The organism is Streptomyces incarnatus, assembly GCF_001027185.1.
In the GTDB taxonomy this organism is placed as follows: Bacteria; Actinomycetota; Actinomycetes; order Streptomycetales; family Streptomycetaceae; genus Streptomyces; species Streptomyces puniciscabiei.
The window spans coordinates 5,393,066-5,410,860 of record NZ_CP011497.1 but is presented as its reverse complement, the minus strand read 5'-3'; the positions used below and the strand labels follow the sequence as shown (position 1 = coordinate 5,410,860).

The window sequence follows — 17,795 nt, the reverse complement described above, 5'->3', positions numbered from 1 at the left end:
TTCAGCTCCTCACGGAGTCACGGCCGAGGGCCGCTCTGTGCAGGTGGTCGGCGAGTACGGGCCCTAGTTGCGCGAGGGCTTCGGGCGTGGTCATGCGGTGATGGGTCACGGTCACGTCATGCGTGTGGATCTCGCCGTCCACGTGCGCCCGCCAGGCATGCGGGGAGGTGCGGCCGGCGTCATAGGGGTCGGCCGGGTCGGACAGCGCGGCGGCGAAGAAGAGCAGGTCACCCTGAAACCGGCCGGGTGTGAAGGAGGTCATCAGCCGCAGGTCGTGCAGGAAGACCTCGTGCAGACGCCTGGTCGGCACCCCATCCGGTATCGGGTCGGCACCACCGAACACGAGTCCGACGAAGGCACGTTCATCGATCTCAGGCGCCGGTCCCGTGCCGCTCGGGCAGGGGTAGGAGTCCAGGACGGCAAGCAGCGCGACCCGTTCTCCCGCCGCCTGGAGGGCGGCCGCCGCGGCATGCGCCACCAGCCCGCCGAAGGACCAGCCGAGCAGGTGGTAGGGCCCGGTGGGCTGCACGGCGCGAATCTGCTCCAGGTAGGCGGAGGCCATCTCCTGGACGCTGCCGGGCATTCGGTCGGGGTGCGTGAGCCCGTGCGCCTGGAGCCCGTACACCGGCTGGTCGGGACCGAGGTGGCGGAGCAGGCCCTGGTAGGACCAGCTGATGCCGGCGGCGGGAGGGAAGCAGAACAGCGGCGGGCGGCCCCCCTGGCGGCGCAGTGGCAGCAGGGGTGCCAGAGGCCCCTCGTCCGGTGCCGCAGCGGTCATCCGGTTGTCCAGCGCCGCCACCGTCGGGGCCTCGAACAGGTCCCGGACGCTCAGTTCCACCCGGAAGTCGGCTCGGATCCGCGCGAGCAGCCGGGCCGCCAGCATCGAGTGACCGCCGAGTTGGAAGAAGTCGTCCTCCACGCCGACCCGGGCTACTCCCAGTACCTCGGCGAAGTGCCTCGCCAGGGCCTTCTCCCGCGCGGTGCGCGGGGCCCGGGTGGGGGCGGCCGCGGTGAAGTCGGGTCGGGGCAGGGCCCGGCGGTCGAGCTTGCCGTTGGGGGTCAGCGGAAAGGTGTCGAGCACAACCACGGCGGCCGGCACCATGTGCCTGGGCAGCCTCTCTGCCACATACTCGTGGACGGCCGCCGGACTCGGTGCTTCGCCGCCCTGCGCCACCACATAGGCGACCAGGCAAGCGGCCCCCGAGGGATCGTCACGGACGACGACCTCGGCCTGGGTGACGCCCGGACAGCCCGCGACGGCGTTCCTGACCTCCCCTGGTTCGATCCGGATGCCCCTGATCTTGACCTGGTGGTCGGTACGGCCCAGGTACTCCAGATCGCCGCCGGGGAGGCGGCGGACCAGGTCGCCCGTGCGGTACATCCGGCTTCCGGGCTCCCCGAAGGGATCCGCCACGAAGCGCTCGGCCGTCAGCGCCGGGCGGTTGAGGTAACCGTGGGCGAGTGCCGAGCCGGCCAGGTACAGCTCACCCGCAACGCCTGGTGGCGTCGGACGCAGACCGCTGTCCAGGACGTAACCGGCGACGTTGGGGATGGGCCGCCCGATCGGCACGGATGCGGGCCAGTCGGCGGGGTCGGCCGCCAGGGTGTAGGAAGTGACCAGGTGGGTCTCGGAGGGGCCGTAGTGGTTGTGCAGCCGCCGGTCCGGCACCCGGCGGCAGAACGCGCGGACGGCGTTGCTCGGCACGAGGGCCTCGCCTCCTTGGGCCACCACCCGCAGCGCGGGCAGCTCCCGGTCCTGTGCACCGGCGGCCTCACAGACGGCCTCGATCACCAAGTGGGGTGCGAAGAGTTCGTTGATCTGCTGTTCGTCCAGCCACTCCACCAGGCGCTCCGGGTCGCGTCGGACGTCGTCGTCCGGGATGACCAGGGTCTTGCCGAAGAGCAGCGCCGAGGTGATCTCCTGCACCGACACGTCGAAGCTGAGTGCGGTGAACTGGGCCGTCCTGGTGCCGGGAACCTGCGGGAGGTCGTCGTCATGCCACCTGAGCAGGTTGACCAGGGAGCTGGTGGGCATCACCACGCCCTTCGGGGTCCCTGTGGTGCCCGAGGTGTAGATGACATACGCGGTGTGCCACGGCTCCAGCCGGCCGAGCCGGTCGCGGTCGTCCACTGCGGCACCGGACCGGTGACGGAGTGCCTCTGCGGTCTCGGGCCCGTCTACCACCAGGGTGCGGACGCCCGTCTCTGGCAGACCGGGGAGAACCTGTGTGGTGGTGAGCAGCAGCGCGGGCGCGGAGTCCCGCAGCATGAAGGCGATCCGCTCCGCCGGGTACTCCGGGTCGACGGGAAGGTACCCGGCTCCGGCCTTCAGGATGGCCAGCAGGGCGACGACCATGTCGGCCGACCGGGACGCCGCCAGGGCCACGATTCGGTCCGGGCCGGCGCCTTCGGCGATCAGCAGCCGGGCGAGGCGGTTCGACGCGAGGTCGAGGTCCCGGTAGGTCATGGCACGTCCGTCGCAGTCCAGCACAGCCGTCGCCGCAGGGGTGCGTGCCACCTGGGCGGCGAACAGTTCGGGCAGCGTGGTCTCGCGGTACTTGCGGTGGTTGGCGCGGGACTCGGCGAGCAGTTCCGCACGCTCCTCCTCGGTGGCCAGGTCGATCAGGCCGACCGCGCGCTCCTGGGCGTTCGGCTCGGTGAACGCCCTGAGCAGTGCCAGAAGACGGCGGTGGTGGGCGGCCAGCTCTTCAGGCCGGTACAGCTCGGGATTGCCGACCAGGTCGATCCGCAGTCCGCAGCCGTCGGAGCGGTCGTAGGCCGTGACGGAGAGGTCGTCGACCAGCCCCTGGGTGAGGTTGTACGCATGGGCCCGGTGCCCGCCGAACTCCACGTCGTAGTCGAAGGACATGATGTTGACTTGGGGGGCGGTCAGGAAGCTCTCCTGAGGATGGAGCCCGAAGGAACGAGAGAGGGACTCCCCTCGGTGGCGCTGGTGCCGGAGCAGTCGGCGGAACTCCCGGGAGACCTTGCGTACCAAGTCGAGTACCGACTCCTCCGGGCGCACTTCCACGTGCAGCGGCAGGGCGTTGGAGAGCATGACCGGCACCGTGCGGAGTTCGGCGTCGGGCCGGGCCGCCACCGGCAGGGTGAGGACCACGTGCCGCTCTCCTGTCATCTTGTGCAGGTAGGCGGCGGTGGCGGCGATCAACAGCACGGACCAGTGTGTGCGCGCCTGCCGCGCCGCGGTACGGAGCAGGGTGGTCTCCGCCGGGGCAAGCCGCCCCGTCTCGATCAGGTTGCGGTCCGGTGTGCCGGACGGGGTTCCGGCCAGCCTGGTCGGCCTGAGTTGCTCGGCGGACCGGCCGGCCCAGTGGGCCTGGTCGGCCGCGCACGCGTCGGACTGCTGGTACCGACGCTCGTTCTCCAAAAGGGTGCGTAGGCTGCCGTACGCTTCCGGCGCCGGGTCACGGCCCATGACGGCGGCACTGTAGAGCTCGGCGACCCTGAGGGAGATCAGTGCGCCGCTGTGCCCGTCAGCCACGATGTGATGAGCGCTCTGGTACCAGACGAAATGTTCGGGACCGAGCCGGAACAGGGCATACGAGAAGAGGGGCCCGGTGGACAGCGGCAGCCGGCGGGCAAGGTCTGTGCGCATCCACGCCTTGGCCGCCGCCATGGGGTCGTTCTCGGCGCTGACGTCGAGAACGGGGAAGATCCAGTCGTCGGCCAGGTCGGGGGTCTGCCAGGGCACGCCTTCGCTTTCGCCGAACCGTACCCGGAAGGGTTCGGCCTCGGCGATGGTCCGCCGGAGTGCGGCTTCGAACCTGTCCGTGTCGATAGAGCCGCGGATTTCCAGATACTCACCGATACGAGACTGGCGCCCTTCTGGATTCATCTGCTCGGCCAGCCATATCTCGTGCTGGGCAGCCGAAAGTGGCAGACGTGTGCCGTCCAACTCTTTCCCCCGTAAATCACGTTGTGCAGATGTTTCAGAGACTAGACCGCACCGCTAAACGCTCCCATGCGCTGGACCAGCCGCACTTCATACGGCTAGCAGCGCATTTTCCAGAATGATGACGTACGTCACACCCGATCAGCCCGGTCGTCCTGGGGCTCAAATCGAGGTGAGAGACGCATCAACTCTCAGCAAAAGGAACCCTGTGACCTTGCCTGGACCCCGGCACGCTGTGGAAGATCATCCGTTGGCAGGGATTGACCATCTCGCTGCCACAGGAACAACACGGGGACACAATTGAATTTTCACATACTCGGCCCGCTTGAGATTTCGGCGGCCGACGGCTCCACCTCGCCGGGCCCGGGCGCGCTCAAACAGCGGGCGCTGCTGGCACTGCTGTGCCTGAACGCCGAGCGAGTCGTCTCTGCCCAGCAGTTGACCGACCTCCTCTGGCTGGACAACCCGCCCCGCACGGCGGCCACCGCCCTGCAGGTCTACGTGTCCAGGCTGCGCAAGCATCTGTCGGCGCTGGGCGCGGAGCCGAGCGTCCTGGCCACGCGGGCCCCCGGTTACCTCCTCGACCTTGGGCAGCGGCACGAACTGGACCTGCACCATTTTGAGTCCACGGTGGCCAGGGCCCACCAGCTCAACGCCCTCGGCCGGCTGGCGGAGGCATCGGAGCTGCTGGCTTCCGCCGTCGCGCTGTGGCGCGGCCCGGCCCTCGCCGACGTCCGCGGCCTGTCCATGCTCGACGACCTGGGCCGCCAACTGGACGAGAAACGGAATTCCGCTCGCGAGCTCTGGGTGGAAACCGAACTCCGGCTCGGTCGGAATGCCTGGGTGATCAGCGAGACCTATGGGCTGGTCGCGGACCAGCCGTTGTGGGAGAACCTCTATCTCTATCTGATGGTGGCTCTCTACCGAAGTGGCCGCACCGCCGACGCACTCGGCGTCTACAAAACCCTGCGGAACAAACTCGTCGAAGGGCTGGGAATGGAACCGAGTCTGCGGCTCCGGCAGGTGCAGCGCGCCATTCTCTCCCGGGCCTCCTGGCTGGAGGACAGGGCCGCCCTTCCGCTGGTCTCGTAGATATATATGCCCGGGGCGTCTGTTCCCCCGTCTCAGACGGCGGAACGGGCGTCCTCGGTCAGGGCCGGCGTCAGGGCGGTCCGTCGCCTGGCGCGTCCGGGCCGGGGCAGTTCGAGGGTGATGAATGCCTCGGCCCGCATGATGGCGAACCCGATCCGGGGCAGATCACGCGCCCGTGGATACACCAGGAAACGCGGCTCCCAGGACGGCTGGAACTTGGCGTTGAACTTGTAAAGCGACTCGATCTGGAACCAGCGCGAGGCGAAGACCAGCAGTCCGCGCCACACGCGCAGCACCGGTCCGGCTCCGAGCCGCTCCCCCCTGGCCAGGGCCGAGCGGAACACCGCGAAGTTCAGTGACACGCGGCGCACACCCATCTGCTGTGCCGCCTGCAGTGCCGCGACGATCAGCAGTTCGTTGAGACCCGGGTCGGCGGATCGGTCGCGCCGCATCAGATCCAGCGAGATGCCCTCGGGCCCCCAGGGCACGAAGTGCAGGAGCGCCTTCAGATCGTCACCGGACAGGTCCTGCCCGGCTGCCTCGTCGGATGCCCTGTGGGCGGTGACGACGACGCACTCCCCGTCCGCGGGATCGCCGAACCGGCCCAGCGCGGTGGAGAATCCGCGCTCCACGGTGGTGCCCCGCCACCGTGCCGCAGCCTCACCGATCCGCTGCCGCTCCGTCGCGTCCAGTTCGGTGATCCGGCGTACCCGGCAGACGTAGCCGGCCCGTTCGATCCGCTTCACCATCTGCCGGACGTTGCGCATGGCCCGGCCCGACAGCGTGAAGTCGGCCGTGTCCACCACCGCCTCGTCGCCCAGCTCCAGCGCGTCGAGTCCGGTCTCCCTGGCCCAGATCTCCCCGCCGGTCTCACTGCAGCCCACGACGGCGGGCACCCAGGCGTGCTCGCGTGCCTCGGCCATGAAGGCGTGGATGGCGCCCGGCCAGGCCTCGACGTCGCCGAGCGGGTCGCCGGAGGCCAGCATGACCCCCGAGACCACCCGGTAGGCGATCGCGGCCTTCCCCGAAGGGGAGAACACCACACTCTTGTCGTGCCGCAGCGCGAAGTAGCCCAGGGAGTCGCGGGCGCCGTAGCGGTCGAGCAGCGCTCGCACCCGCGACTCGTCCTCCGCAGTCAGCTCCGGTTTCGGCGTCTCCGGGCGCAGAGCGAGCCAGGCGGTGGTCAGCGCGGTCAGCAGGCCGAGGGCGCCCAGCGAGTAGCCCACCAGGTCTGCGATCCGGGCCGAGGTGTACCGGACCGGCCCCTCGAAGCCGAACAGCCCGTACAACACGTGCTCCAGCCGCTGCGGGAAGGCGTACGGCCGGCGCTCGCTTGCCGGGTGGACGCTGACGATGAGCAGGCCGAGCAACACGCTGACACCGCCGAGGCCGAGCAGGCTGACGAGCGCCCGCAGCCGGGTGCGCGGGTCGGCCTTGGCGTAGAACTCGCGTCGGTGGACCACGATCGCCCCCAGCAGCACCAGCGCGATGACCGCCGTGACCAGCTGGTGGCGGTGCAGCAGGTGAAGCGCCGCGCTCACCGGAAGCAGCACCACCACCGCGCGCCAGGCGCGACGCTTGCGGCGGCGCAGCGCGTGGGCCAGCAGGACCAGCAGCAGGCCGCTCGTCAGCTGGCCCACTGCCGCCAGCGTGGTTGCCCCACCAGGAAGGTCACCGAGCCAGCTGTGGACCCGGGAGTGCCGGAAACCCGGGAAGAGGGCGCTCACCAAGTCCAGGACACCGATCAGCCGGCAGACGTGCCCCGCCACTGACGGCACCCATTGCCGTTCGTCCTTATAACGCTCTTTCACTCTCCGAACCATAGAGGCCGAACAGGTCTGATTCTCTTGTCCTTCCGCCCGGTTGAGGGCCGCGTAAGCGCGGGTTTAGTTTCTGGTCGAAGAACTCGTCGCAGGGTAAACGATGTCCAGCCCGGACATTGTGTTAAAGCCCCTGTGGAGACGCTGTCAGACCGGATCGCCGAAAGCCCGGCACGTTGGGGCACCAGCTCGCCGGATCACGGGCGGAGTCGCCGCACGTTCCCTCCAAGGCGGGCGGACGGCCATGGGCCACGGTCAGGATCGCGACCATCTTGCGGGCTGGTACGTGGCCCTGTCCGATCGTGATGGGCGCGCTGGCCGACCCATCGATCCGCAGGCCGCCGAGCGCCCGCGCCAGCCCGGCTCTGCTCGCCTTCGAGCCGAGGTTCTCAATCGCGGTGAGCATCGCGAGCGTCGCTTCGTAGCCGAGCGCCGCGTGCCCGTCCAGCGAACGTCCCTCGTTGTCTCCGCACTCAAAGGGGAACAAGCTGTCGAGCGTCGCGTAGAAGGTGTTGCCCGTGTCCTGCTTGCAGGTCTCCGGCGCGATGGCGAACGACGTGTAGTGGAAGGGGACCGAGCGGTACATGCCGCGGAGTCGGGGGTCGGCGACGTAGCGCGTGACGTCGTCGTCGGTCAGGATGCGGGGCGGGGTGTTCCCGCAGGTGGAGTAGATGCCGTTGAGGAAGTCACCGAAGTCCTCGGCCCGGCCCGCGTAATAGACGCTCCCGGGGTAGCCGCACGCCGACGCACCCGCCTGGTCGGCGGAGGGCGGCCCGGTGAGTCGGCTGAGCCCGGGCCTGAACGCCGACTCGTCGGCGGTCACTCCCTTGGAGGCGAGGGCTGAGCGCAGGTCGGCGGACAGGTTGTGGCTGTAGAGATCGTCGGGGTCGGCGGAGTCGTAGATCCGCACGGCCCGCGCCCCCGCCCGGGTCTGTCGGTCCTGCCCGTTCTGCGTGGTGATGAACGCGGTGTCGACCGCGGCGGCCCAGCGGTCCTGCGGCGCCACCTGGAAGTACATCGGCGACTCGGAGGCGAACTCGTCGGTGGAGAGCGCCGCCGCCATCATGGGCATGGCCTCGCGGCCGAGCGCGCGGATGGTGCGCAGGGTGTTGGTGCGGCTCTGGTCCAGGCCGACCACCCCGATCACCGGTGGGCCCGACGCGCCCGTGCCCTGGGGCCACCGGGCCAGCATCCCCGCCGCCTCGACGCCGTGGGCCATCCCCGCCGCGCCGTTGACCACCAGGACGTTCACCAGCGGCGCACCGGGCGTATCGCGCTCCAGCGACAGCCGTTGGGCCGCGGCTATCCCCTCCAAGGTCTCCCGCTCGGCGACCAGGGTGGTCGGGAAGGAGTCCCGCGAGGTGAGCGCACCCACGTAGGCGAGGGTGACGTAGGGCCGCTCGGGCTGCCGCACGTGGTCGGCGGCGCCGATCCGGTTCTGCTGGGCGATCACCTTGATGACCTCGGCGAGCGGCCGGGACGACGGGGAGAAGGACACCGCCTCGGTGCTGATGCCCCAGCATTCGCCCGTGGTGGTGTCCCTGCGCAGGTCGGCGCCCCGGCAGAAACCCGTGGACGAGTCGGTGTGCGACACGTGCTTGCGGGAGAAGAATCCCGGCACCGTCAGGATGGCCACAACCGCCATCACGGTCAGGACGGCCACCGCGGTGAGCACGCCCCGCGCCGGCAGGTCCGGGCCCGTGGCGCGCGGGAAGCGCAGCAAGCGCTGGAAGGCCCCGGTCCGCCCGCCCGCGGCCGTACCCGGTGCGGCCTTCTCCCCGGGGGCTTCATTCACCGTCTCGGGGGCTTCGTCTGTCGTCGCCTCGACCGGGCGGACGACCGCCGGTTCCTCCGGTGGTATCCACCGTTCCAGGCGTCTTCGGGCGGTGACCCAGTCGGTCACGTCCGCACCGCAGGCCCGGACGAACGCGGTCAGCAGGTCCTCGCGCGGCAGCGTCCCCCGGTTGAGCGCGGTCGCGAGGGTGCTGGCCGGAAGTACGTCCCCGTTACGGGTCGCAGCTCTCTCCAACTGCCTGTAGGACAGAGCCGATTGTTCTTTCAACTTCCTGAGCTGCGCCATGAAATCCGCCGGTGAGGCGGCGCCGAGCGGGTCGGCGGGCGGGATCCCCGTATTCATCAGTTTTCTGTCTTCTCCGCTGGTCAGACGGTGTTCAGGGGCTTTTCTACTCCCCCGTACGAGACAGCCGCAAGGCGTACGGGACACAAGTCGAACAAGGTCGAACGCGTTTGAGCTTGCTCTTGCACGACGTCTGATCGCTAGCTTCATCAAGGGCGCCCGAACCCATGAACCAGCCACATAACGGAGGAAGAAGAACGTGGCGATGAACAAGACTGTCGCTGGTCTGCTGGTGACGGCTATCGCCGCCGGCGCCGTCGGCATGACGATGGCCGGCAACGCGTCCGCGACGACCCTGCCCACGCAGAAGGCCGCCGCGGCGCAGTCCCTCGCGGCTCCGACCGTGCTGTCCGGCGGTGCTCAGCCGGAGTTCCTCAGCAACCTGGCGCACGACGCGGTCAACGTCGCCGCAACCGTCAACGCGGCCAAGGCCACGTACCACGCGACCAAGAAGGTGGCTGAGGTCAGCAAGAAGGTCTCGAGGAAGGCGGCCCCGGTCGCCGAGGAGGCGGCAGTGGTCACCGCCGAGGAGTCGTCGTCCTCGTCCAGCGGCATTCCGGCGACGAGCCCGGCGTCGAAGCACGGCGTGATCGCCGGGGATGAGCAGTTCGACGCTCAGAACTGATCACCGCATGCCGTGACCAAGCGGTTCACGGCGGTTGCCTGACGCACTCACGCCCGGCGGTGGAGACACCGCCGGGCGTTCCCCGGAGTGCGCGATCGAGTCCGAGGGACAGTCTCATGAAGGAAATACCAGGCGTGGACGGACCGCCCGCCCTCCCCTGGCGGGTGCGCCTGTTCGTCACGGCGGCATTGCTGCCGGTGGCACTGTTCACCGTGGCCTGCCTGCTGTACAACGCACCCGCCTCGCCGGTCCAGGCCCGGCTCGCCCGGCCGGTGAACGACGTGATGGCCCCGTACTTCAGCCAGGACTGGGAGCTGTTCGCCCCCACCCCGGGGACCAGCAACGACCTGCTCTACCTGGAGGTGACCATGCGCCGTGCGGGCTCCGGTACAACCGTCCAGACCAAGCCACTGGAGATCGAGGGCGCCATCGACCGCACCCCGCGCGACCGACGCTGGAACCCCACCAAACTCCCCGGCGTCGTCCTGGCGTTCCAGGAGAACGCCGCCGACTACGCCCGTCAGTTCAGCCAGATCGACGAGAACTACCCGGCCGACGAACGCGCCGCGCAGAAGAAGGCGCTGCTGAAGCGGTACACCCCGACCTTCCAGGAGTTGCAGCGATTCCTTTCGGTGCGGGCGGCCTCGCTGTACCCGGACGCGAAGATCATCGCGGTGCGTGGCACGTTCAAGCAGCAGCCGATCGTCCCGTTCTCGCAGCGCTACGAGAGGCCCGCGCCACGGCAGCCCGTCACCGGCATCCTGAAGACGGCGTGGATGGCCTACGTTCCGGGGGTGGCGAACTGATGCGCGACATGACACGCGGCCCGCGGGCCGTCACCGTACGGCTGGACCGGGCGATCGCCCGCATGGCGTGCCGCGAGCACCGGCTCATCGGCATCGCGCTCCTGCGGATCGCCATCGGCGTCGGCACGGTGATGTACTGCCTGGCCGACTACGGCAACCGGCAGTTCTTCTGGGGGCCGAACTCCTACAACTCCCCGCAGCTCGCCGCCAAGGCCATCCCCCACCTGGGATTCTCGCTCTTCCTCGTCAGCCACTCCCAGTGGTGGTTCGAGCTGCTCTTTCACGCCACCATCCTGGTCGCCGCCGCGTTCGCGGTCTTCGGCGGCCGGGCGCTCACCGTTGCCATGGCGGTCCTGATGTGGTCGTTGTACTACCGCAACCAGGACATCCTCGAAGGCGGCAACAACCTCGTCGAGATCCTCATCATCTTCATGGTGTTCACCGTCTCGAACGCCTACTTCGCCCCGGGAGCAAAGCGCCGCCGCGAGCGGCTGCGCGCAGCGGCGGGACAGCCCACGATCCGCACCGCCGCACACAACCTGGCCGCCTACCTGATCGTCTTCCAGACAGCGGTCCTCTATCTCACCGCCGGCTACTGGAAGATCGCCGGCAAGGTGTGGCAGGACGGCGTGGCGATGTACTACGTCAGCCGCATCACGGGCTTCCAGATGTCCTCCGCGTACGCGCACTGGATGAGCAACGCCACGCTGGGCACGGCGATCTGCTACTTCACCATCTTCATCGAGCTGGGCTTCCCCTTCGCGATCCTCTCCAACCGGGGCTGGGTCCGTAAGTCGATCACTCTGTCCGTCGAAGCCATGCACCTGGGGATCATGGCCTTCATGGGCCTGGTCCCCTTCGCCCTGCTGATGATCGGCGCCGACTGCGTCTGCCTGCGCGACGAGGACTACCGGGCGATGTGGATCCGCGCCCGGCGCGTGGCCAGGGCCGCGGGCGGCCGCCTGCGCGCCGTCCCGCTGCCGTTCCCGGCGGCCGCCGCCCACATCGCTGAACCGGAGGAGCAGCGTGCCTGAATTCGCCGACGTCCCTCGCGCAACCCCCGCCCCGGCGCCCGTCGTCCTCTTCGACGGTGAGTGCGGCTTCTGCCGGGCCGCGACCGGCTACCTGGTCCGGCGCCTGCGACTCCGTGGGGAGTTGCGGCCCTGGCAGTCCGTCGACCTCGCCTCCTACCGGCTGACCCGCGCCCAGGCGGAGCAGCGCCTGTGGTTCGTCACGGCCGAGCGCCGCACCGGCGGTGCGGCGGCGTTCGCAGACTGGTTCGCGACCGGCAACCGTACGGCCCGCACGGCCGGACGCCTCATCGCCCTACCCGGCGTACGGCATCTGGCACAGGCCGTCTACGGACTGGTGGCCCGCAACCGGCACCGCATACCCGGGCCTTGGGAGCACACATGCAGGATCTGAACCGGCACGGCGCCGCCGACGCGTCTCCGGCCGACGCGCTCCACCGCTTTCTGACCTCGGACCCCGGCGAGTGGGACCGCCTCGCCCCGCACGTCGTACGGAGGGTCGGCCAGGAGCGGCTGGCGGGGATCGTCACCGCCACTCGCGAGCTGACCGGTGACATCACGGGCGTCGACGACGGGCCGGACGGCCTGGTGATCCGCGGCGCGACCGGCCAGGTGCTGGCGTGGGCGAAGACCGACGACGACGGCGTGCTGATCGGGCTGCTCATCGACGGCGAGCCGTACAAGACGCCCGCCTTCCGCGTCCCGCCCCGTGTGCAACCGGTGCTGAGCACGGTGATCTGGACCGCGTTGATCGCCTGGGGCATCGCGGAGTGCTGGACGGCGGGGACGGGCTCGTCCTGGCTCACCGACCTCTTCGGCGCCGGCACTGGTTATGCCGTCTTCGAAGGATACGGCGAGCCCGCCTCGATGCGCCGCTGGGTCCGGCACTCGCTGGAAGCCGGGGCCCTGCCGATGCTGGCCGCGGGATACCACGCGGCGCGGCTGCCGTTCGGTCACTCGCTGCCGAGCGCGGCCGTCGCGGCGGCCGTGTGCGCCGGCGTCATCTGGACCCTCTTCAGGCGGCGCAGGCACCGCTGGGGCACGCCGCTGTCCGCGCCGCTGCGGTTTCCGCTCAGGGGCGGCGCCTGGTACGTGGGGCAGGGCGGCGGCAAGGGCCTCAACCACCACTTCTCCATCTCCGAGCAGCGCGGCGCGCTTGACATCGTCGCCGTCGACCGGGCGCACGGCCGCAAGCGCCCCGGCACCGGCCTGGAGTCGTACCTCGTCTACGGGGCGAAGCTGTACGCGCCGTGCGACGGCGTCGTGATCTCCGCCGCCGACGGACTGCCCGACCAGGAGCCCGGCCTCATCCGCTTCGGCCCCCTCTACGGCAACCACGTGTTCATCGACACCGGCCACGAAGTGGTCAAGATGGCCCACCTGCGGCCCGGTAGCGTGGCGGTCAGCACCGGCCAGAACGTACGGGCGGGACAACTCGTCGGCGAGGTCGGCAACTCGGGCAACACCACCGAGCCTCACCTGCACCTGCACGCCGAACGGGACGGCGTCGGGCTGGACCTGGCGTTCACCGACGTAGGCGGTTTCTTCCACCGCGGCCGTGTGATCCGTAACTGACCGCGGACCCGTCCACCCCTCACCGAACCGCCAACGCCCCCCTCGCGCCGCCGACCCGACCGGGGGCGGGACGCGGCATGCCCGCGTCCGAACCGCACCGAACTCACCTGAACCGTCAGCGACTTGAGCTGCCAGAAGACAGGCAAGCACCGTGATACCACGACGTACCGCGCTCACGGCGGCAGCCGTGACCGTAGCCGCCTCGGCCCTTCTCGCCCCCGCGGCGGCGCCCGCACTGGCGGCGGTCCCAGCTGGCACCACGACCTCGAACCGGACCCTGCTCCCGGGTTCCCGACCCGGGTACGCGGACGCCGCCGCCGACCTGGGTGCCGTCCCGTCCGATCAGACGATGTCCGCGAGGCTCTACCTCGGCTCGCGCGACCCCCGCGCACTGGCGGACTTCCTGCGGTCGGTGAGCGATCCGGCGAGCCACTCCTACCGGGACTTCCTCACCCCCGGCCAGTACCAGCGGCGCTTCGCCCTCAGCGCCGCGCAGCGTGGCGCGGTCATTCGCTGGCTCACCACGAGCGGCCTGCGCGTCACCACCGGCACACCGCACTACGTCCAGGTCAGCGGCTCGGAAGCGGCGCTGGCCAAGGCTCTGGGAACGAGTTTCCACCGCTACGAGACCGCATGGGGCCCGCTCCAGGCGCCGACCCGGGACGCCAGTGTGCCGACGGCAGTGGCAGGCGACGTGATCGGTCTCGTCGGCCCGTCGGCACCGGCCGCCGCCAGCCCGGCGTCCGTGCGCACCACCACACCTCTTCCCGTTCCCCAGCCCGACCGGACCACCGGGCCCGTCCGGGGCCCCGCCTCCGGCGGGCCGGCCGTCGGCACCCCGGCCTGCTCGGCGTACTTCGGCCAGCGGCCCGCCACCGGTCAGCCGCCGGCGTACGGCAGGCCTGTGTCGTACGCCACCTGCCCGTACGTCCCGGCGCAGTTGCGGCGTGCCTACGGTGCCGCTCGGGCCGGCGCGACGGGTCGCGGGCGAACCATAGCGATCGTCGGCGCGTACGGTTCAGCCACGATGCCCGCCGACGCCGACACGTACGCCACCGACACCGGCAGCAGGCCGTTCCGCCCGGGCCAGTACCGGCAGCTGGTCGACCGCGCCCGGTGGAACACCAGCGGCAAGGCCTGTGCCACACCCGAGTCCTGGGCCGGTGAGCAGGCGCTCGACATCGAGATGGCACACGGCTACGCACCGGATGCCGACGTGCTCTACGTGGGCGCCGACTCCTGCCTGGACGGCGACCTGATGGACGCCGAGGCGTCCGTGATCGACACCCATTCCGCGGACGTGATCTCCAACTCTTGGGCGGAGATCACCCATTCACGGCCCGTACACCTCACTCCCGGTCTGGTCGCCGCCTGGAACATGCTGTTCGAGCAAGCCGCCGCGGAGGGCATCGGCGTGTACTTCGCGTCAGGCGACTGCGGCGACTCCTCACCGGGGGCCGCGAGCCACGGACTCAACTGCGACACGGCCACCACTCAGGCGCAGGCCGACTTCCCCAGCGGTTCACCCTGGGTCACCTCGGTCGGCGCGACGACGCTGGCCACGACCCCCGCCGGCGACTACGCCTGGGAGGCCGGCATGGGCGACGCGCTGTCGGTCCGCCCCGGCGGCACCGGGGCCTGGGCGCCGATACCGGGCGTGTTCGCCTTCGGGGGCGGCGGGGGACGCAGCGACTTCCCGCAACCCTGGTACCAGAAACCGATCGTTCCGGCCCGCCTGTCCACCGTGCGCGGCACCGCCCACCGGGTCACTCCCGACGTCTCCCTGGAGGGCGACGGCGCGATGCCGGTCCTCGTCGGCTACACCACGGGCGGCGCGTTCCACCTCGTCGGCTACGGCGGCTCGTCCGCCGCCTGCCCCGGCTTCGCCGCCATGCAGGCCGACGCCGAGCAGGAGAGCGGCCACGCCTTCGGCTTCGCCAACCCTCTGCTGTATTCGCTGGCCGGGGCCGGGGTCTTCCACGACGTCACCGACCACCCGAAGCAAGCGGGCACCGGCCCGATCGCCACGGTCCGCGACATGGGCCCCAGCGGCAGCAATCTGCGGTACCTCCTCTACACCCTGGGCCAGGACTACGGGCTGAAGGCGTCCCCCGGCTACGACCCGGCTACGGGCCTGGGCTCTCCTAACACGGGGTACTTGCGCTGGTTCCGGGCTCACCGCTGAGGGGCAGCCGGCCCGGTCGTCCCGTGCGTCGCGGAGCACCAACAGCCGTGCGCTGACGCCGGCGAGCTTCTCGGCGCCGGGGCGTAGCCGATCACCTCGCCTCCGTGGTGTTGGCCGAGAGTCCTCGCAGCCGCAAAGACGCAGGTCACGATAGTGATACGACGCGGGTTCGAGTCCCGTCACTCACCCTCACCGGTCAGCCGGTGGCTCCGTCGAGAGGCGAGCCGCCGGCTGATCCGTTTTCCCGGACCCGCGCCCGGACTCGGGCCGAGCCCCCGCCCCGGCCCCGCCCCGCAGCGGCACCTCGATCACGAGCAGCGCCAGCACGAAGGCCGCCGCGCACACCCCGGCGCCGGCCAGAAAGACGTGCCGGGTGCCGGTCGCCACCGCGTGCCGGTACGGCTCTCCCGTCGCCGTGGCCGGCACCGCCCGGGTGAACAGCGAGCCGAAGACGGCCACGCCCAGGGAGCCGCCGAGGGTGCGGAACAGGTTCGTCGCCGCCATGGCCGCCCCCATGTCCCGCAGCTCCACGCTGTTCTGCGCGAGGGTGGTGGCCATCTGCAGGGTGAAGCCCATGCCCAGACCGACCAGCGCCATCCAGCAGCCGGCGGCCAGGCGCGAGGTGCCCGTGTCCATGGTGGCGAGCGTCAGCGTGCCGGCCGTCAGCAGCAGGGTGCCGAGCACCGGGAACACCTTGTACCGGCCGGTGCGGGACATCACCTTCCCGGCGATGTTGGACGCGATCACCACCGGGATCATCATCGGCAGCAGGAGCAGCCCGGAACTGGTCGCCGTGGCGCCCTGGACCGTCTGCTGGAACAGGGGCAGATAGAGCGCCGAGCCGAACATCACCACCCCGACCGCCGCCAACAGGCCGATGCCGAGCGGGAAGTTGCGGTGCCCGGTGAACACGCGGGGCGGCAGCAGGGGTTCGGGCACGCGCCGCTCCACGGCGACGAACACCGCCGCGCCGAGGACCGCCACCGCGCCCAGGGCGAGTATCCGCCAGGACGTCCAGGCGTACGTCGTACCGGCCCAGGTCGCCGCGAGGACCGCCGCGCCGATCGTGACCGTCAGCACGGCGATGCCCGCCCAGTCGATGCGCGGCCGGGCCTGCGGTGCCCGCTCCGGCAGGCGGAGCATCAGCTGGACCCAGGCCAGGGCGACGATCCCGAGCGGGAGATTGACGTAGAACGCCCAGCGCCAGCCGAGGTGGCCCGTGACCAGGCCGCCGACGAGGGGTCCGCCGACCACGCCGAGGGCCATCACGGAGGCGGTCATGCCCTGGTAGCGGCCGCGCTCCCGGGGCGGTACGAGGACGCCGATCAGCGCGAACCCCCCGGCGGCCAGCCCGCCGGCGCCGATGCCCTGCAGGGCCCGGAACTCGATCAGCTGGGCCATCGAGTGGGCGGCTCCGGCGAGCAGCGAGGCGAGCAGGAAGACCGCGACCGAGGCGAGGAAGACGCGCTTGCGGCTGTAGAGGTCACCGAGCTTGCCCCAGACGGGAGTCGACACGGCGGTGGCGAGGGCGTAGGCGGTGACGACCCAGGAGATGTGCTCCAGACCGCCCAGGTCACGGACGATCGTCGGCATCGCCGTACCGACGATGTTGTTGTCGAGCATCCCCAGCAGCATCGCGAGCATCACGCCGAGCAGGGTCCACCGGACGTTCCCGGGAGGCGGGGTGACGGGGGGTGCGGTCATGGGTGGTGTGGTCATGCGCCCCAGAAAAGCACACCGACTCACTAAGTGCAACGAGTCAACTTTTTGTCTGTGACAACCGAGCGGGTAGGCTTCGGAGCATGACGGAGACGACGGGGCCGACGGAGCCGATGGGCCGCCGCGAACGCAAGAAGGCCGCGACCCGCCAGGCACTGGCGGACGCCGCGCTGGAGCTGTTCCTGGAGCACGGCTTCGACGCGGTCAGCATCAGGGACATCGCGGAGGCGGCCGACGTCTCCACGACGACCCTGTTCAAGCACTTCCCGAGCAAGGAAGCGCTGCTGTTCGACATGGACGCCGACGTGGAAAGGGCCCTGGTCGCCGCCGTACGCGACCGGGCGCCCGGCACCCCGCTCCTCGAGTCCCTGCGCGAGCACATGCTCCGGGCCCGGGCGGTCAAGCCCGAGTACGACGAGCAGATCGCCGCTTTCCGGCGGCTGGTCACCAGCACCCCGGCGCTCGTGGAGTACCACCGGCGCATGTGGATGCGGCACGAACGCGCCCTGACCGAGGCCATCGCCGCCGACACCGGCGCCCCCGCCGACGATCCCGCCTGCGCCGCCCTCGCCCATCTGGCCCTCGAGGCCCGCGCGCTCGCCACGACGGCCCCCGACCGGGTCGCCGCCGTCAACGCGGCCTTCGATCTGCTGGAGCGGGGCTGGGAGGCCGTGTCGGACGGAAAGAGCCGTACGGCATGACGGCGGGCCCGCGGGTCACACCCCGTGGGGGCGCCGGGGGCAAGACGGCACCCTCGGACCGCTGCCGAGCGGTCCGCTCGGCAACCCTGACGGACCGTGCCCTGCGCGGCACGGCACCCCACGCCGGCCGCCGGTGATCGGCGGAGCCCTCAGGGACCGGCGAAGCCTCAGGAACCGGCGAAGCCTCAAGG

The 17,795-nt window shown here is 70.5% G+C and carries 12 protein-coding genes; 8 read left to right on the top strand and 4 right to left on the bottom strand.

Annotated elements, in window-relative coordinates; all coding sequences use genetic code 11:
• Position 1 precedes the first annotated feature (1 nt).
• Positions 2 to 3,916 (bottom strand): amino acid adenylation domain-containing protein, encoded by a 3,915-nt coding sequence (locus ABB07_RS24380; protein WP_244189498.1) that lies wholly within the window; start codon positions 3,914 to 3,916, stop codon positions 2 to 4.
• Positions 3,917 to 4,213: 297 nt separating this feature from the next.
• Here ABB07_RS24380 and ABB07_RS24375 point away from each other — a divergent pair, with 297 nt between their 5' ends.
• Positions 4,214 to 5,005, top strand: coding sequence for an AfsR/SARP family transcriptional regulator (locus ABB07_RS24375; protein ID WP_208900701.1), 792 nt, complete (start codon positions 4,214 to 4,216; stop codon positions 5,003 to 5,005).
• A gap of 32 nt (positions 5,006 to 5,037) precedes the next feature.
• Here ABB07_RS24375 and ABB07_RS24370 read toward each other — a convergent pair whose 3' ends face one another.
• Positions 5,038 to 6,828 carry a phosphatidylglycerol lysyltransferase domain-containing protein gene (locus ABB07_RS24370; RefSeq protein WP_208900700.1) on the bottom strand — a complete coding sequence of 597 codons (1,791 nt, stop codon included), beginning with the start codon at positions 6,826 to 6,828 and terminating at the stop codon, positions 5,038 to 5,040.
• Between the two features lie 121 nt (positions 6,829 to 6,949).
• Positions 6,950 to 8,962 carry an ABC transporter substrate-binding protein gene (locus ABB07_RS24365; RefSeq protein ID WP_208900699.1) on the bottom strand — a complete coding sequence of 671 codons (2,013 nt, stop codon included), beginning with the start codon at positions 8,960 to 8,962 and terminating at the stop codon, positions 6,950 to 6,952.
• Positions 8,963 to 9,167: 205 nt separating this feature from the next.
• On the opposite strand from ABB07_RS24365, the gene ABB07_RS24360 reads away from it, so the two are divergent.
• The 6 genes from ABB07_RS24360 to ABB07_RS24335 all read left to right on the top strand — a co-directional run bounded on the left by ABB07_RS24360 (position 9,168) and on the right by ABB07_RS24335 (position 15,184).
• A complete protein-coding gene (locus ABB07_RS24360) occupies positions 9,168 to 9,587 on the top strand; it encodes a hypothetical protein (protein ID WP_208900698.1) in 420 nt (139 codons plus the stop codon).
• Between the two features lie 116 nt (positions 9,588 to 9,703).
• The gene (locus ABB07_RS24355) at positions 9,704 to 10,393 is read left to right on the top strand and encodes a DUF5819 family protein (RefSeq protein WP_208900697.1); all 690 of its coding nucleotides are present in this window, start codon (positions 9,704 to 9,706) and stop codon (positions 10,391 to 10,393) included.
• Entirely contained in the window at positions 10,393 to 11,427 is a 1,035-nt protein-coding gene (locus ABB07_RS24350; protein ID WP_208900696.1) for a hypothetical protein, read from the top strand. The genes ABB07_RS24355 and ABB07_RS24350 overlap by 1 nt, the downstream gene beginning before the upstream one ends.
• Positions 11,420 to 11,818: a thiol-disulfide oxidoreductase DCC family protein gene (locus tag ABB07_RS24345; RefSeq protein WP_208900695.1), complete on the top strand. Its 399-nt coding sequence runs from the start codon at positions 11,420 to 11,422 to the stop codon at positions 11,816 to 11,818. Before ABB07_RS24350 ends, ABB07_RS24345 begins: the two co-directional genes overlap by 8 nt.
• The gene (locus ABB07_RS40980) at positions 11,806 to 12,999 is read left to right on the top strand and encodes a M23 family metallopeptidase (protein WP_244189497.1); all 1,194 of its coding nucleotides are present in this window, start codon (positions 11,806 to 11,808) and stop codon (positions 12,997 to 12,999) included. Before ABB07_RS24345 ends, ABB07_RS40980 begins: the two co-directional genes overlap by 13 nt.
• 151 nt (positions 13,000 to 13,150) lie before the next feature.
• The gene (locus ABB07_RS24335; RefSeq protein ID WP_341845899.1) at positions 13,151 to 15,184 is read left to right on the top strand and encodes a S53 family peptidase; all 2,034 of its coding nucleotides are present in this window, start codon (positions 13,151 to 13,153) and stop codon (positions 15,182 to 15,184) included.
• A gap of 189 nt (positions 15,185 to 15,373) precedes the next feature.
• On the opposite strand, the gene ABB07_RS24330 is transcribed toward ABB07_RS24335, so the two are convergent.
• A complete protein-coding gene (locus tag ABB07_RS24330) occupies positions 15,374 to 16,888 on the bottom strand; it encodes a DHA2 family efflux MFS transporter permease subunit (protein WP_244189496.1) in 1,515 nt (504 codons plus the stop codon).
• Positions 16,889 to 16,986: 98 nt separating this feature from the next.
• On the opposite strand from ABB07_RS24330, the gene ABB07_RS24325 reads away from it, so the two are divergent.
• Complete coding sequence (locus ABB07_RS24325; protein WP_244189495.1) at positions 16,987 to 17,604, top strand: TetR/AcrR family transcriptional regulator; 618 nt, start codon at positions 16,987 to 16,989, stop codon at positions 17,602 to 17,604.
• Positions 17,605 to 17,795: the final 191 nt, after the last annotated feature.